14 protein-coding genes and 1 other annotated feature are annotated in these 15,745 nt (G+C 47.0%); of the genes, 12 read left to right on the top strand and 2 right to left on the bottom strand.

From position 1 onward, the window contains the following. The first annotated feature begins 4 nt into the window (after positions 1 to 4). The 5 genes from B1728_RS23110 (at position 5) to B1728_RS23090 (ending at position 4,625) form a co-directional block, all read left to right on the top strand. Positions 5 to 184: an ATP-binding protein gene (locus tag B1728_RS23110; protein WP_079912766.1), complete on the top strand. Its 180-nt coding sequence runs from the start codon at positions 5 to 7 to the stop codon at positions 182 to 184. A gap of 169 nt (positions 185 to 353) precedes the next feature. After that, positions 354 to 1,208, top strand: a complete 855-nt coding sequence (gene ant(6) / locus B1728_RS23105; RefSeq protein ID WP_079912765.1) for an aminoglycoside 6-adenylyltransferase — start codon at positions 354 to 356, stop codon at positions 1,206 to 1,208. Between the two features lie 139 nt (positions 1,209 to 1,347). Continuing rightward, positions 1,348 to 2,022, top strand: coding sequence for a response regulator transcription factor (locus B1728_RS23100; RefSeq protein ID WP_079912860.1), 675 nt, complete (start codon positions 1,348 to 1,350; stop codon positions 2,020 to 2,022). Next, positions 2,007 to 3,116, top strand: a complete 1,110-nt coding sequence (locus B1728_RS23095; RefSeq protein WP_079912764.1) for a HAMP domain-containing sensor histidine kinase — start codon at positions 2,007 to 2,009, stop codon at positions 3,114 to 3,116. Before B1728_RS23100 ends, B1728_RS23095 begins: the two co-directional genes overlap by 16 nt. Before the next feature lie 45 nt (positions 3,117 to 3,161). Continuing rightward, complete coding sequence (locus tag B1728_RS23090) at positions 3,162 to 4,625, top strand: serine hydrolase domain-containing protein (RefSeq protein WP_079912763.1); 1,464 nt, start codon at positions 3,162 to 3,164, stop codon at positions 4,623 to 4,625. A 340-nt stretch (positions 4,626 to 4,965) separates the two neighbouring features. On the opposite strand, the gene B1728_RS23085 is transcribed toward B1728_RS23090, so the two are convergent. Continuing rightward, positions 4,966 to 5,409, bottom strand: a complete 444-nt coding sequence (locus B1728_RS23085) for a hypothetical protein (protein ID WP_079912762.1) — start codon at positions 5,407 to 5,409, stop codon at positions 4,966 to 4,968. A 340-nt stretch (positions 5,410 to 5,749) separates the two neighbouring features. Here B1728_RS23085 and B1728_RS23080 point away from each other — a divergent pair, with 340 nt between their 5' ends. From B1728_RS23080 to B1728_RS23050, 7 genes are all read left to right on the top strand, one after another. Next, on the top strand, positions 5,750 to 6,157 hold the full coding sequence (locus B1728_RS23080; protein ID WP_144027968.1) for a P-loop NTPase family protein: 408 nt from the start codon (positions 5,750 to 5,752) through the stop codon (positions 6,155 to 6,157). A gap of 65 nt (positions 6,158 to 6,222) precedes the next feature. After that, positions 6,223 to 6,472, top strand: a binding site (T-box leader). A gap of 52 nt (positions 6,473 to 6,524) precedes the next feature. Continuing rightward, complete coding sequence (tyrS, locus tag B1728_RS23075; RefSeq protein WP_079912760.1) at positions 6,525 to 7,784, top strand: tyrosine--tRNA ligase; 1,260 nt, start codon at positions 6,525 to 6,527, stop codon at positions 7,782 to 7,784. Between the two features lie 290 nt (positions 7,785 to 8,074). Next, on the top strand, positions 8,075 to 9,019 hold the full coding sequence (locus B1728_RS23070) for a carbohydrate ABC transporter permease (protein ID WP_079912759.1): 945 nt from the start codon (positions 8,075 to 8,077) through the stop codon (positions 9,017 to 9,019). A 21-nt stretch (positions 9,020 to 9,040) separates the two neighbouring features. Beyond that, entirely contained in the window at positions 9,041 to 9,871 is an 831-nt protein-coding gene (locus tag B1728_RS23065) for a carbohydrate ABC transporter permease (protein ID WP_079912758.1), read from the top strand. A 128-nt stretch (positions 9,872 to 9,999) separates the two neighbouring features. Continuing rightward, positions 10,000 to 11,349, top strand: coding sequence for an ABC transporter substrate-binding protein (locus B1728_RS23060; protein WP_079912757.1), 1,350 nt, complete (start codon positions 10,000 to 10,002; stop codon positions 11,347 to 11,349). Between the two features lie 66 nt (positions 11,350 to 11,415). After that, positions 11,416 to 13,242 (top strand): cache domain-containing sensor histidine kinase, encoded by a 1,827-nt coding sequence (locus B1728_RS23055; RefSeq protein ID WP_079912756.1) that lies wholly within the window; start codon positions 11,416 to 11,418, stop codon positions 13,240 to 13,242. Continuing rightward, entirely contained in the window at positions 13,242 to 14,861 is a 1,620-nt protein-coding gene (locus tag B1728_RS23050) for a helix-turn-helix domain-containing protein (RefSeq protein WP_079912755.1), read from the top strand. Before B1728_RS23055 ends, B1728_RS23050 begins: the two co-directional genes overlap by 1 nt. Positions 14,862 to 14,883: 22 nt before the next feature. On the opposite strand, the gene B1728_RS23045 is transcribed toward B1728_RS23050, so the two are convergent. Next, the gene (locus B1728_RS23045; RefSeq protein WP_079912754.1) at positions 14,884 to 15,702 is read right to left on the bottom strand and encodes a helix-turn-helix transcriptional regulator; all 819 of its coding nucleotides are present in this window, start codon (positions 15,700 to 15,702) and stop codon (positions 14,884 to 14,886) included. Positions 15,703 to 15,745: the final 43 nt, after the last annotated feature.

The following is a 15,745-nucleotide window of genomic DNA, read 5'->3' as shown; positions in this document are numbered from 1 at the left end:
CAAGATGATGAGGGCTGCATTAGGGATACAGCTCAGGCAAGTTCCCAGACCTCGTCCCAGCGGCGGGACCGGTCTCGGGCTTGCGATCGCGCGGCAAAACATCCTTGCACACGGGGGAAAGATTGAGGTGCAAAGCGTGGCAGGCAAGGGCTCGGTGTTTACCATTTACTTGCCGATGTGCTAGGCTGGATGGTTCATTTTTTGATAGAAAGAGGGAGGATATGACTTATGAAAATGCTGCTGGATAAATTATAACGTTTCCCATGGAGAACATCTGATGTCCTTCGAATTCGTGGACCGCCGTCCCGCATTTTTACATTTTGAACCCAAAAATAGGGGAGGTTTGATTCAAGATGAGAAGTGAGCAGGAAATGATGAAAATGCTTTTGGATTTTGCTATGAAGGATGATAGAATTCGATTGGTCACTTTGGAAGGATCACGTACCAACAAAAATATTCCCCCTGATCCATTTCAAGATTATGACATTTCTTACTTTGTAACCGAGATGGATTCCTTCAAAGAGAATGATCGGTGGCTCGATAGGTTTGGGAATCGTATCATGATGCAAAAGCCTGAGGATATGGAGCTTTTTCCATCAGAGCTGGGCAGTTGGTTTTCCTATTTAATTCATTTTGAAGACGGGAATAAAGTAGACCTGACCCTCATTCCAATCCACGAATGGGAGGATTATTTGACTAATAGCGACGGTTTGGTTGAGGTCTTGCTTGATAAGGATTATCGAATCCAGCAGGAAGTAATCGCCGATGACCGTCAATATTGGATTAAAAGGCCGACAGCAAGGGAATTTGATGATTGCTGCAATGAGTTCTGGATGGTATCCACTTACGTAGTAAAAGGGCTAGCGAGAAAGGAAATCCTTTTTGCCATTGATCATTTGCATGAGGTAGCCCGGCCTAATTTGTTGAGAATGATGGCTTGGCATATCGGATCGGAGTATGGCTATACTTTTAGCGTGGGGAAGAACTATAAATTTATAGACCGGTATCTTCCGAAGGAAGATTGGGACAGCCTCCTGTCAACCTATTCCGGGAATCGATATCAAGAAATGTGGAGGTCACTATTCACTTGTTACGAGTTATTCAGAAAATATTCCAAAGCAGTATCGGAAAGTCTCGGATATAAGTATCCGGATTACGATGAAGCTATTACTAAGTATACGGACAACATTTATTCCACATTGAAGTGAGCAATGCTTATGGACCGCCCTCTTAACGGGCGGTTTTTTTCTGGCGATCACGGCGCTTCCGCAGCATCTCTTGGGATACCCAACGATTTTTGATATGCTGGTTATAGATAATTTGGAAATGGGAAAGCAGGGAAGGGATATGAATAAGATTCTGATCATTGATGATGAGGCCGATCTTCGGAAGCTGCTGAAAGATTATTTTGAAATGAACGGGTATTTCGTGATGACGGCGAAGAACGGCAATGACGCGCTGCGGCAAATTGAAAATCAGCCGGACCTTGTTTTACTCGATATCCATATGCCTGAGCTTGACGGTCTTGAATTGTGCAGAAAAATCCGGCATTTTGTATCCTGTCCTATCTTATTTCTAACGGCCCGAGTGGAGGATGCGGATAAAATTGCAGGGTTCCAGGCCGGAGGGGACGATTATATTCTAAAGCCGTTCAGCATTATGGAGCTTGGCGCGAGAGTAGAAGCTCATTTACGCAGGGAAAGGCGAAGTCACAATAAAATGTCGATAAGGTTTAGTGAAGAGCTGGTCATCGATTATTCGGCACGAGCCCTGTACCTTCATGACCAAAAAATTCCTTTTGCCAAAAAGGAATTCGATATCATTGAGCTGCTTTCTTCCTATCCCGGTATGGTGTTTGATAAAGAACGCATCTATGAAAAGCTATGGGGTTTGAATGACGAAGGCGACAGCTCCGTGATAGCCGAGCATATCAGGCGAATACGTATGAAATTGAAAGAGCATGGCTGCGACAACATGATAGAAACCGTCTGGGGAGTAGGGTACAAATGGCGAAAATCCTGAGCTGGCTGCAGCTGAAGCGAATGACCTTATTGCAATCCTTCATCATGTTGTGCACGCTTATGCTTGTTATCGATATGGCCGTCATCGTATTGGAGTTTAAGTGGGCGGAAACCATACGGATGCAGCTTGCCGATGATGCTGCCGTGAACGATTGGGTACTGCCATCCCTCGTCGGGGTAGTGCTGTTAACTGTTGCGGCCTCTATTGTTCTAATGGCCAGTCTCTTTTATAGATTCAAACTGAAACGTCCGCTAGAGCTATTGATGAACGCTTCGGAGAAAATGTCGGCCAATGATTTAGGGTTTCATATTTCCTATGACGGTAAGGATGAGATGGGGGAGTTATGCCGTGTATTTGAAACCATGCGCGGACAATTGGAAACCAATTACAAAACGCTTTGGCGGTCCGTTGAGGAACGCAAGCAGCTTAACGCTATTTTTGCCCACGACTTGAGGACGCCCCTATCCGTGTTGAAAGGATATTCCGAATTCGTGACCACCTACCTGCCTCAAAATAAGATCCCCGAGGACAAGCTTCTGGACATGCTGCAAACCATGAAAGTCCATATTATGCGTCTAGAAAGCTACACGGAGGCGATGAATTCCATTCAGAAGCTTGAGGATATGCCGGTACATAGCCGTGTGATTGAAATGGATCATTTGGTATCCTTGCTGAATGGCAGCGCCAGACAAATTAGCGAACCATGCAATAAGATGTTTGACTCTTCTATGGCTGCGGATACGAACGAAATAGCTGTGGATGTCCATCTGGTGATGCAGGTTTTTGAGAATTTGGTGGCTAATGCAGCGCGTTATGCTTCGCGTAAGGTGAGCATTCATTATAGCCTTTGCAAGGGCTTTTTTACGATAACTGTTATGGATGACGGCCCCGGCTTCTCTGACGAAGCGCTTCAGAAGGCCATGCTCCCTTTTTACCGCGGTGAAGTATGGGATGCGAATGATCATCATGGACTGGGACTTTATATTTGTAAAGTACTGTGTGAAAAGCACGGAGGAGGTCTGCATATCGAAAACGGCTCCCATGGCGGCGGGGTCGTAAGAGCAAGTTTCTTTGCGGAATTGATAAATAGTTGAAAATTATCACATACCATTTCCTTATCAATGATAAGGAGTGTAACTATGATCATTACGTACAAGAAAATAGGTCTATGCTTGAGTTGTTTATTGCTGGTGCTGTCATTCCTGACTAAGCCTGTCTCCGCAATGGAAATCCGAAACAAAGCTGAAATACAGCAAGAAATGAACGACTTCGTCGTAAAAAATATGAAAGCCAATCATATTCAGGGTGCAGCTCTTGCCGTAGCCAATAATGATGAGGTGTTCTATGCCCAAGGTTACGGTACATTTTCAGATGGCCGCGAGATCACCGGCAATACCTCTTTTCCCATTGCTTCATTGAGTAAATCCTTTACTGCACTGGCTGTCCTGCAGCTGGCGGATAAAGGACTTATCGATCTTGATGCACCGTTCATCTCGTATTTTCCCGAGCTTTCACCAAGTGACGAACAGGTTCGTGATATGACGGTGCGACATTTGCTTAATCAAACAAGCGGTCTGAATGACAAAGTGAATCCGGACATGACGAATGTCCATCCCTATCGGTCGCTGCAAGACATTAAGCATTCGCTGAATACGGTTAAGCTTGCCCATGCTCCTGGAACTGCCTACAGCTACCACAACCCCAATTATCAATATTTGGCTCTTCTGGTGGAGAAAGTGAGCGGTCAGAGCTTCTCCGCTTATTTGAACAATCATCTATCTGAACCTCTGGGAATGAACCATACCTTCAACGTCAGCACGACACAACAAATCAATGAGAATCCCGCCATTCCTCGGGGACATTATCTTGTATTCGGCTATCCTGTAAGCCAAGCCGAGCCCTTATGGTTTGTTGACGGCCCCGCCGGTATGGTTTCAACTGCAGAAGATATGGCAAAATGGATGCTTGCTCAATACAGCGGCCGTCTTCTTTCCCCAGAGCTGTTGAAGCAATACCACGCAGCCGGACAGATCGGCCCTTACGGAATGGGATGGCTCGCAGAAGAGGATGAACACGGGGCCAGGACGATTTCCCATAGCGGAATTTTCTGGACCTATAAAGCGGAAGAAACCATATATTTGGACGAGCAGCTGGGCATCACGATGATGTTTGACTCCGGCTTAAACGCTTTTACCGATTATCACGCTTTTATCGATGGCATCGCAGCGATTGTGAAGGGCAAACAAGCGGAAGCCTCTCCTTTTAGCAGCGGGACCATGGAGGCGTTTATGATTTTTCTGGTGATTGCGACGATTCTGTGGGCCGTGTATAGACAATCCCGTATCCGCAGGAGCCGAAAGAGCATCACTACCGTAAGGCTGATTCTTTTATCCGTCGGAAGACTGTTCCCGATCTTCCTTCTATTGTTTCTGTCACCATTGACAACATTGATCGGTGCCGGGCGAGTTGTGCCTTGGTTTGGATTATGGACCACCATGTCATCTCTGATGATATGGCTTATTGTACTATCCCTGGCCAATGTAATGAGCATGATAGGCAGTTTAAGAATGTATTACCAAGCTAGGAAAAGAAGCAGCTATTAAGGGGGGCACGATGAAGCGTGGGTTTGTGGGGGGTTGACTGCCAACAAAACACACACTTCTGTGTACATGACTACAAGCAAAATCTGTTCAGAAACACAGAAAAGGCTCTAAAGTCCATTTTCTTTTTCTTTATCGACTAAACCCCCTTCGATAAAACAAGAAAAGTGGAAAATTAGTGCCTTTCTGTTTGTTAGACTGTGAACGATACTTCCCACAAAATATAGGAATTTGTATATATCACATTTATGAACCTCAGTCCCGGTCTAAGCTTTTGTCCATTGACACAAAATAGCCTTCAATGATTTATCTAAAAAGGCTTTCCTCAAACATAAATCATAGACTACGCTAATATACCCCTACGTTCCCAAATAGAACGTAGCCCTTTCAAAAGTCCCCCAATCACTACAGTGGATAATGGTAAGGACAGTACTGCATAAACGGGACCCCATGTTAAATAGCCTGCAATATTCACACTTGTCATACCGTTAATCATTGAACTGCTCCAAATAGCCCCGATCGTACCCATATACAATACATTAACAAAACCGATTATGGCGCATATCAACCAGAACTTGGCTCTGCCTACATTTTTAAAGGCCAAGAAATAGCCAGAAACGCCAAAAGTAACTGAAAAGGGAACCCATGTTGTTTTAAAAAACCAGGACCATCCACTAACCGAGCTTCCGCCAGCAAAAGAATTTGAAAAGAGCGCTATAAGGATGCTGCTAATAAAACTGAAGACAAAGCCATAAGTAAAGCCGATGAAAAAACAACGAGACCTCATAAATGTATCCCTCCCTTTGCTTCTTACCGATTTATATACTATATATTGATTAATCATATTATACAAATATGGGTTAATTATACTCTTGTTAAAAAATCCTTCTCACGCCCATTGGACTCCCACAGTCCAAGGCTTCCGCCGTTTTTATTAACAAGTAAGTCTAAAACGAGCTCTGTACATTAAATATAAGAACACCCATAATTACCCAATTATGGTATGATCATATCACACAACAAAGGAGGGGATTGGGATAAAAATACATATTATTGGCGGTGCAGGAAGCGGCAAATCCTATATATCGGCATTGCTAGGTCAAAAACTCCAGATACCGTATTACGAATTGGACGAAATCTATTGGGATAATGAAGCGGAGGTATATGGGGTAAAAGCTTCGGCAGAGGAGCGGGATCAAAAGCTAAGAGATATGGTCGCCCAAGACTCGTGGATCATAGAAGGGGCCTACAGATCATGGGTAGCCCCAAGCTTTTCAGCAGCGGATAAGATTGTTGTTCTTATGCCTCCTTTGTCGGTTCAAGAAGCAAGAATATGGAAGAGATATGAAGAACGTATCTCAGGGGCTGTTATAAGCAAAAAGCGTGAGACTCTCGAGGGTACGCTGAACCTTATCGAGTGGAACAAAGAATACAATCTAGTGAAGCTGCCCCATTTTATCGAGACATGTGAATACAAAGACAAGATCATTACTGTAAAAGACAACTTGGACGTTTTAGAGTTATTTTCAAAGTAGGAAGGATCAATATAACGATTGACATTATTGCCACTATATGGTTAAATGTAACAAATCGAATAGCAGATAAAGCAATGATGGATGGTTGAACACCTAGTAAGAAAGATGAACGAATGTCTACAGAGAGCCGGTGGATGGTGTGAACCGGTGCAGTTATCTTTCTGAATTACAATCCGGAGCTGGAATGGTGAAAATGATGGAATCATGAGTAAGCATTTCTCGGCATGTTGATGCCGTTATGTTAAATAAGTGAAAGAAGCTTATTCAGCTTCTTTAATTAGGGTGGTACCGCGAGACAGCCTTCTCGTCCCTTTTCGGGATATTGAGGGTTGTCTTTTTATTTTATTCATGGAATGGAGGAACATAGATGGAAACAATCCATCATCTTTCTGACGAACAAAAACAAGAGGTCGAACGACAGCTGAGCATTATACGAAGAGGAACAGTTGAAATCATACCGGAGGATGCTCTGATACAAAAAATTGCAAATTCAGTCCTTACAGGCAAGCCTCTTAAGGTGAAGCTAGGGCTGGATCCATCAGCACCGGATATACATATTGGCCATACCGTAGTACTACACAAACTGAGACAATTCCAGGATCTAGGCCATGAAGTGCAGCTGATTATAGGTGATTTTACTGGAAGAATCGGAGATCCTACGGGGAAATCTGAGACAAGAAAACAGCTGTCTGAGGAGGATGTAAAACGAAATGCAGCAACCTACGAAAAGCAAGTCTATAAAATACTTGATCCGCTAAAGACCAAATTTCATTTTAACTCATCGTGGCTCGGAAAAATGAATTTTCAAGAAGTACTGCAGGTAGCCGCTAAAGTTACTGTTGCACGAATGTTAGAACGCGATGACTTTGCAAAGCGATACTCCAATAACCAGCCCATTCATATCCACGAGTTCTTTTATCCACTCATGCAGGGGTGCGATTCGTTGTCACTTGAAAGCGATATTGAGATTGGCGGTACGGACCAAACCTTTAATATCTTGATGGGAAGAACGTTGCAAGGAGCTTTTGGTTTTAAAGATAGCCAAGTGGCCATCTTGATGCCTTTGCTGGAAGGAATCGATGGAGTGCAGAAAATGAGCAAAAGTCTTAGCAACTACATCGGAATAGACGATTCACCCAATGAAATGTTTGGTAAGACCATGTCAATCCCAGACGATATCATGATTAAATACTTTGAATTAAGTACAGGCATAACAAACGAGGAGCTTCTGAAGCTTCGGCAAGGGTTGAAAGATGGGGAAATACATCCTCGCGATGCTAAAGTTCGACTGGCTAGAGAATATGTTCGTTTGTATCACGGCGACCAAGAAGCCGACGAAGCGGAGCAGCATTTTATCACAGTATTTCAGAAGCGGTCCATTCCTGAAAATATAGATGAATTGTATTTGAGAAAAGATCAACTCCAGGATGGTAATATTTCAATTACCAAGCTGCTTGTTACGCTCGGACTTGCTTCCTCAAACAGCGAGGCAAGACGTAATGTTATTCAGGGGGCGGTAAAAATAAATGGAATTAAGCTGCTTGAACCTAGCGAACAAGTGGAGATTCATAGCGGCGACATCATTCAGGCAGGTAAAAGGAAATTCGTTAAAATTGTGGTCGGCTGATAGAGAATGAAGACGATAAGGCGGGAAAAGATGCACCCAGAACCGGATAGATGTCACTATCCACTTGGAAGATAAAGAATATGATACAAGAAGTATAATAAATAAATCATTGCCACAACGCGACTAACGGTCGCGCTGTGGTTTTTTTTGTTGGAGCCAATGTGTGGTTCAATTACCTCAGCTATCTGGACAGAGTGGTTAAATCTTTGCTTCAACAAGTTAATTTTGTTGCTTACGGTCCCTGTCCCTGCAAGGTAGACTATAGAAAAATACTACATGGGGTGAAATTCATGTCTACCGAAACACATACGCAATACGCCTCGAGCCCGCCGGTCAGCCATAGCAGGAGGAAACGTTCGACGCAGTGGCGGGAGGATTTGGCGGGGGTCGCTTTCGTCAGTCCGATGCTCATCGGGCTTTTCACACTGACACTGTTTCCGATTATTGCCTCGTTTTTTCTCAGCTTCACGAACTGGAATTTCGTTGCGGGCTTCTCCAAAATGAAGCTTGTCGGTTTCGATAATTTTATCAAGCTGTTCAAGGACAGTGTGTTCATCATGTCGCTTGAGAACAATCTGATTCTCATCATTGTCGTGCCGGTGACGCTCATCTGCTCGTTATTGCTCGCCGTTATTATTGATAAGAAGGTATTTTTCAAAGACCTGTTCAAAATCATTTATTTCATTCCGTACATTTCCAGTATCGTAGCCGTTGCCATCGTATTCCAGGTGCTGTTCCATCCAAGCTACGGTCCGATCAACCAAATGTTAATGTCCTTCGGCGTGGCCAATCCTCCCAAGTGGATCGCCGATCCCGACGTTGCGCTGTACTGCGTTATGGGGCTGATGGTATGGGTCAATATCGGCTATAACATGATTATTTTCCTGGCGGGCTTGCAATCAATTCCGAAGGATTTGTATGAAGCTGCCGATATCGACGGCGCCTCCAAATGGAAGCAATTTTACCGCATTACAGTCCCGCTGCTGTCGCCAACGACGTTTTTCCTGTTGGTAACCGGCATTATCGGGTCGTTCAAAGTTTTCGATATTATCGCTGTGCTGACGAATGGCGGACCTGCGAATTCCACTACCGTGGTCGTATACCGCTTGTACGAGGCAGCCTTCATCAACCTGCAGTCCGGTTACGCATCCGCAATGGCTATTGTTCTCCTGTTTTTTGTCCTCGTGGTGACATGGATACAATGGATCGGCCAGCGGAGATGGGTCAATTACTAATAGAAAAAGGACGGAAACGCAATGGATAAATGGAATACGGTTAAAAAAGCGATTTATACGGTACTCATGTTTGCCTTCGGATTGATGTTCATGTCACCCTTTCTCTGGATGATCTCTTCTTCCATGAAGCCGGAGCTGGATGTATTTACGTTCCCGATCGAGTGGATCCCCCGGCACTGGAATGCAATAGAAAATTATACGACCGTATGGACAACAACGAACTTCCCTTTGTATTATTGGAACTCGATAAAGGTTACTGTAACAACTACAGCTATATCCGTTCTGTTATCGTCCATGGCCGCTTATGCATTCAGCAAAATCAAATTTCGCGGCAGGCATGTCCTGTTTCTTATCGTGCTGGCTATCTATATGATCCCGAATCAGGCGATCCTGGTACCGCAATTTCTGCTGCTGCGTTCGTTGAACCTGTATGATACGCATTTGGGTCTCATTTTGCTCGGATCATTCAGCGTGCTTGGAACGTTCATGCTTCGCCAGTTTTATCTGGGGGTTCACGATGAATTTATCGAATCGGCCAAAATCGACGGCGCTGGCCATTTCCGTATCTTCTTCTCCGTATGTACGCCGCTCGTTCGCCCGGCCATCGCCACTTATGCGATTCTGCGCTTTATATGGACGTGGAATGATTATCAAAATCCGCTGATCTTTTTGAAAACAAAGGAATTGTTCACGATTCAGGTTGGAATACGCTCCTTCGCCACGCTGAACGGGGATCTGTACTCTCTCATTATGGCAGGTACGGTATCGGCGATTGTGCCGCTCTTGATCATCTTTATCTTCGGGCAAAAGCAGGTTATCGAGGGAATTGCCGTGGGCGGAGTCAAAGGATAGTACCCATCAGGTCAAAAAACGACTTGAATTGGTTAAAATATTGACTCAACGGAGCCGGGAGCATTTGATATGATCGGTCATGTAAAGGGTTACAATCACACAGATTCCACAATGGAGGGGTTCGCAATATGAAAAAATCTTTACTAGCGCTTAGCGGATTACTGCTGGCTACAACTGCGCTTGCCGGCTGCGGCGGCGGTCAGGAGAAGGCGACTGCACCTGCGGCGGAAGGCGATAAAGGAAAGGATGCCGCCAAAGCGCCCGTGACCATCAAGGTACAGGGCTGGTATACCGAAGCACAGGGCAACTGGAATAAAACAGTGGAGGCGTACAATAAAACGCATCCTAATGTGAAGGTCGTCTACGAAAGTATGTCTGAAAAAGGCGATTCCCAGGAAGGGATGAAAAAGCTCGACCTGCTGGCTGCTTCCGGCGATCAGATGGACGTTATCATGTATTCTAGCGCATCCGATTTTGCGCAGCGCGTCGGTGCGGGCATTTTGGAGCCGCTGGACGAATATTTGAAGAAGGGCAACGTCAACGTCAAGGAAGAATACAAGATTGATCCGGCTATTAACGGCAAATATTACGCGCTTCCGGGCAAAATGATTGAATGGTTCGTCATGCTGAACAAGGATAAGCTTGACGAAGCGAAGCTTCCGGTACCGACCGAGTGGACGTGGAATGATTACGCTGAATATGCGAAAAAGCTGACCAAGGGCGACGGCCCGTCCAAGCAGTACGGCTCCTACTTCCATAACTGGAAGGACTACGCGCAGCTCGCACAAAACAATGACGTGAATAACCCGTATATCGTCAAAGACGACGGCTCGGAAAACATCGACAATCCAAAGGTTCGTTTCTCCCTGGATTTGCGCAACCGGATGGAAAACATCGACAAAACCTCGGTACCTTACTTTGACGTCATCTCGCAAAAGCTGAACTACCGTGACGTATTCTATGCCGGAAAATCGGCCATGCTTGCTACCGGGAACTGGATGGTAGGCGAGCTTGCGCTGAACGGCAAATTCAAAACCGTCTTTGCACCTTATCCGAAGGCTGACGCCAAGGACCCGAATGGATATACCGAGGTTGGGGCGGACTTCATGGGCGTAGCGGCGAACTCCAAGCATAAGCAGGAAGCGTATGATTTCGTCAGATGGTATACGACCGAAGGCATTGGTATCCAAGGCCTGTTTTTCTCAGGCTGGAAAAAAGCGGATATCGCGCAAAATGTTGATGCGATTCTAAAAACCGGCAAGCCGGAGGTAGCTTCGCTGATCGATAAAGAATCGCTCTTGAACACGCTGAAGGTTAATAAGGCGACGAAGCTGGTCATCCCTCCTACTTACTCGCTTCAGCAGGAAAAAGAATTCTTATCGCAGGTTGAGCTCTATTTGACAGGCAAGCAGGATTTGGATAAGACGATCTCCACCGCGAAAGCGAAGATGGAAGAGATCAAAAAGAGCAATAAATAACTAGCTGGAAGCTAGTCGCAACTAGAGGAGACTGCGGTCTCCTTTTTTGCGACCCGGTGTGATATCATGAATCTTGCTTACAGTGCAGACGAAAGGCAGGGATGGCAGGTGCCAGGCTGGATACGCTCATTATCTCTTCGCAACAAGCTGGTGCTGACGATCTTGATTTGCCTCGTGCTGCCTTCGGTCGTTTCCATGAACGTATCGAACCTGCTGACGCGTGAAGTCGTCCGTAGCCAGGTGACCGATAATTCACAGGAAACGATGCGGCTGGTGAACCAGTTCGTATCGGCACAGCTAAAGAACATGCTGTACGTGATGAACTTCGTCCAGTTCGATGAAGAGCTTCAGGTGTCCGTGCGGGAGCTGGGCCGAAGCGAGGAGCACACACAGGGCGATGTTTTGGCTTATAAGCAAAAAATTTCGAAACGGCTGGATACGGTATTGAACTCGCTCGGGCACATGAATGTGACCGTCCTGCTGCCCAATAAACAATACGTTGCTTCCTACACGACCTTTACCTTTGATCCGAGCAGTTTGTTTTATAAAAGCTGGTTCGGTGAGTTGGACAAAGTATCCGGCTATAACGCGATGTGGGTCGGTGCAGAGCCGAACTACGACCCAGAGGCGAAGAAGCCTTATTTATTGACGGCAGCCAAACCGCTTCGCATGAATTCGCTAACCTATGGGTATGTCGTCGTCAGTCTGGAAATGGATTCGATCCAGCGGCTGTTCGATCAATATCAAGCGAATGATTCGATGATGATTATAGATGGCGCGGGGAAGATCGTGATCGATAAGGATTCATCGAAGATCGGTCAGCCTTTTCCATATTTTGCCGAGCTTCCTTCGGACAACCAAGTCTCTTTCCTGAAGGTGGACGGCGAGGAATATATACTGCTTCAGGATCAGATTACTCCTGTATGGAAGCTGGTCGGCATGAGCCCTTATAAGAAAGCGGCACAAAGAATCGAATCGATCCGCCGGAGCGATTTTATGATCCAGCTGGGTTCTCTGGTACTGTTCGCCATCCTGCTGTTGTATATGGTTCGAGCTTTGACGAAACCGATTGCAAGACTGGTCCGGACGGTCGCACGGATTGAGTCCGGCCAGCTGAGAGAGCGGTCGAACTTGAGCGGAGCGGACGAGATCGGCAGGCTTGGTTACGTTTTCGACCGAATGCTGGATAGGATCGAGCAGACGCTGGAGGACAACCGTAGAGAGCAGGAGCTGAAGCGGAAGGCGGAGCTTGCGATGCTGCAGGCGCAAATCAATCCGCATTTTTTGTTCAATGTGCTAAACTCCATTCGGCTAAAAATTATGATGAAGGGGGACGAGGATAATGCGGAGCTGATCAGTTCCTTATCTTCGCTCCTCCGAATGACGATCCATCGAAATAACGAGTACATTCCGCTCCATGAAGAGATCGAAATTATCGAGCACTACATCCGGCTGCTCAATTCGCGTCATGGTGACCGGGTGCAGCTTCACGTTCAAGCCGCCTCCGATTCCTTGATGCAGGAGGTGCCGAGGTTTATTTTGCAGCCGTTGATTGAGAACGCATACCTTCACGGCTTGAAGAGCAAATCAGGCGAAATTACGATCGCTTCCCGGATTTGTCCGGATGGACGGCTTCAGGTGGAGGTTATCGATTCCGGAGTCGGCATGTCGAAGGAGCAGCTGGAGGCGCTGCAAGCGCAGCTTGAATCCGCCCCTCACGCATCCCAAACCGGCCGGCGGGGCTCTACACTCTCCGGGATCGGGCTCACCAATGTGTTTGAACGGTTAAAGATGATGTACGGCCAGCAATTCGATTTTGAGATTAACAACAGGTCGGGGCAAGGCACGCAAATTGTGCTGCGTTTTCCGGGTTCAGGGAAGGATAATGGATAATGTACACCTTATGTATTGTTGACGATGATATTCCTGTATTGGAATTTTTGACCGCTTCCATGCCCTGGGAGCAGCTGGGGTTTCAATTAATCGGGACGTACCATGATCCGCTGGAAGCGTTGAACGCAGGACAACAGAACAGGCCCGATGCGATTATAAGCGATATAGGAATGCCGGGGATGGATGGGCTGGAGCTTATCCGCCGATTGCGGGAAGGTCATCCCGGACTTAAGGTGGTGATTCTGTCCTGCCACGACGAATTTCCGTATGCACAGGCAGCGGTAAAGCTTGGTGTCAGCGAGTACGTGCTGAAGGAAACGATGAACGTACGGATCATTACCGAGGTACTGGAGCGGCTGAAGGAGCAGCTGGACGCGGAGTCGAGCCAGCGTTCCAAAAGCCGGATGCTGGAGCGGGAGCTGGAACAAAACCGCAGTGCCTCCAAGCGCAGCTTCATTCGCGGCATCGTCAACGAGCCGCTGCTGGATCCCGGGGAATGGAGACGGAAGGCGGAGGAATTCGGTATTCGGCTGGAGCAGCAGTCCGTACTTCCTGTGTTCGGCTATGTAAACCGGATGAAGGAAGCGGGGGATCGGTACCAATCGAAGGACTTATTCGCCTATACTATCGAAAATATTATTCAGGAAATGCTGAACGACCGCAAGGAAATCGCTCTGTTTACGTACGATACCGGAGAGGTCATCCTGCTGTTCCCGTATTATTCGCAGCTGCATATCCAAAACGTTCAGAAAGTCGAACAGAAGCTGAGGGACATCCAATCCAGCCTGCAGCATTTTGCCAAGGTTTCGTTTTCCTTTTTGACCGGCAGCCCGGTGAAGGAGGTCCGTTCCCTCAAGGATCAGCTCCAGCGCATGACCGGAACGAGAAACGCACGGTTTTATTTGCCGGAGTCATCGGTCATCCAGCTCGACCATGTCAGCGACAGGTTCGGCCAAGGGGATTTGCTGCTGACACAGTACATGACGGCGCTCGAGGAGCTGCGGCGCACGGTGTTCGAGCAGCAAACCGATCGGATCGCGGCGTTCGTTGCCAAATGGATCGACTTTGTGCAGTACCACCGGTTTCACCCGATGGAGTTGAAGGAGTGGCTGTTAAAAATGATCCTCGACGTGCGGATGCGGCTCAAGTCGCTCCAGCATTACCAATCCTCCTTCTCGTCGGAGCTGCTTCACCATGACATGCTGGAGTTCACGTCCTTGCGTGAGGTGGAGGCATGGCTGAGAACGTACTTGCAGCAAGCGGTGGAATGGGCGGGCAGAGTCTATGAGGAGTCGCATAACCGCGAAATCGCGGAATGCCAGCGCTATGTTTATAATCATTTGGACCGAAAAATATCGCTTGAGGAAGCGGCGGCTCATTTGCACTTGCATCCAAGCTATTTAAGCCGGCTGTTTAAAAGGGAGACCGGAGAAAATTTCGTTGAATACGTGACCCGGATGCGGATGGAAAAAGCGAAGGAACTGCTTGTGATGACAGACAAGACGATAGAGGAAATTGCCGAGCTGCTCGGCTATGATAATAAAAATTATTTCGGCAAGCTGTTCAAGGCCCAGACAGGCGTAGTTCCGAACGCCTATCGATCGAGCCGAAAAGGGTAGAGGCCAAGCTTCCAAAGCGCAATTACTTATACAAAGCTCTGAACCGGGCCGGCGAAACCTCATTCCATAACCGGAACATTTTACTGAAATGAAATTCATCGGCAAAGCCGCAGGCAGCCGCGATCGCTTTCAGCGGCTCCTCTGTCAGCAGCAGCAGTGTTTTGGCTTTCTCATTGCGAATCCGGTTCAAATATTCCTTGGGGGAAAAGCCTGTGTACTGCACGAACATTTTGCGCAGCTGCGACACCGAGATATGGAAGCTCCGAGCCAGCTCCTCCATCTTGAGAGGGCGGTTGTAGCAGGTCTCTATCCAAAGCTTGGCCTGCTCGAAGGCGTTCCTATACGGATCTGCCTGGGCATTCGCAGCTTGTATGGAGTGAATAAGCCTTGAAAGCACATACTGAAACTCCGCCTGTCTTTCATTCGGATCCCTGCTCTGGAGCGACCATAGCTGCTTGAATTGCTCGTGAACCCAAATCGCCTGTTCATGGGAAAACTGCCTGATAAACGGTAGGGAAAGCGTGTCCAGGTACACAGGCTTCTGCCAGGCTTGCTGCTCATAGGATACGTCCAAGGCATCGAATAAAAGCATGCGGATATATAGAGGCTGGTGCGCGGACGACGACATCGCTAGTGTCAATCCGGGCTTCAGATACAGCAGGGTCCCGGCCTTCACCTGGATGGGCTTTTCCTCCGGCGTGTGCGAGAATTCGCCTTCCCCGCTCATAATCCAATACAGCGAATGAACATCTACCGTATTCCGAATATCCTTCCAGCCTGGAACAGGCAGCTTCTCATAAGCAAGACGCTGATGATAAATTCTGTGTGTATGATGTTCCATCCTGATCCCACCTGTATGGCGATTTTGACAAATGCTTATCTCT

This window comes from Paenibacillus sp. 32352, from assembly GCF_002042965.1.
In the GTDB taxonomy this organism is placed as follows: domain Bacteria; phylum Bacillota; class Bacilli; order Paenibacillales; family NBRC-103111; genus Paenibacillus_S; species Paenibacillus_S vulneris.
The sequence above is the reverse complement of the archived record's forward strand: the minus strand, read 5'-3'. Positions and strand labels throughout refer to the sequence as shown.

Excerpts from the sequence above, each read along its gene's own strand:
- B1728_RS23060 (WP_079912757.1), top strand. The coding sequence starts at position 10,000 with ATGAAAAAATCTTTACTAGCGCTTAGCGGATTACTGCTGGCTACAACT.
- B1728_RS23045 (WP_079912754.1), bottom strand. The coding sequence starts at position 15,702 with ATGGAACATCATACACACAGAATTTATCATCAGCGTCTTGCTTATGAG.
- B1728_RS23050 (WP_079912755.1), top strand. The coding sequence starts at position 13,242 with ATGTACACCTTATGTATTGTTGACGATGATATTCCTGTATTGGAATTT.
- tyrS (WP_079912760.1), top strand. The coding sequence starts at position 6,525 with ATGGAAACAATCCATCATCTTTCTGACGAACAAAAACAAGAGGTCGAA.
- B1728_RS23095 (WP_079912764.1), top strand. The coding sequence starts at position 2,007 with ATGGCGAAAATCCTGAGCTGGCTGCAGCTGAAGCGAATGACCTTATTG.
- B1728_RS23065 (WP_079912758.1), top strand. The coding sequence starts at position 9,041 with ATGGATAAATGGAATACGGTTAAAAAAGCGATTTATACGGTACTCATG.
- B1728_RS23110 (WP_079912766.1), top strand. The coding sequence starts at position 5 with ATGATGAGGGCTGCATTAGGGATACAGCTCAGGCAAGTTCCCAGACCT.
- B1728_RS23085 (WP_079912762.1), bottom strand. The coding sequence starts at position 5,409 with ATGAGGTCTCGTTGTTTTTTCATCGGCTTTACTTATGGCTTTGTCTTC.
- B1728_RS23090 (WP_079912763.1), top strand. The coding sequence starts at position 3,162 with ATGATCATTACGTACAAGAAAATAGGTCTATGCTTGAGTTGTTTATTG.
- B1728_RS23100 (WP_079912860.1), top strand. The coding sequence starts at position 1,348 with ATGAATAAGATTCTGATCATTGATGATGAGGCCGATCTTCGGAAGCTG.
- B1728_RS23055 (WP_079912756.1), top strand. The coding sequence starts at position 11,416 with ATGAATCTTGCTTACAGTGCAGACGAAAGGCAGGGATGGCAGGTGCCA.
- B1728_RS23070 (WP_079912759.1), top strand. The coding sequence starts at position 8,075 with ATGTCTACCGAAACACATACGCAATACGCCTCGAGCCCGCCGGTCAGC.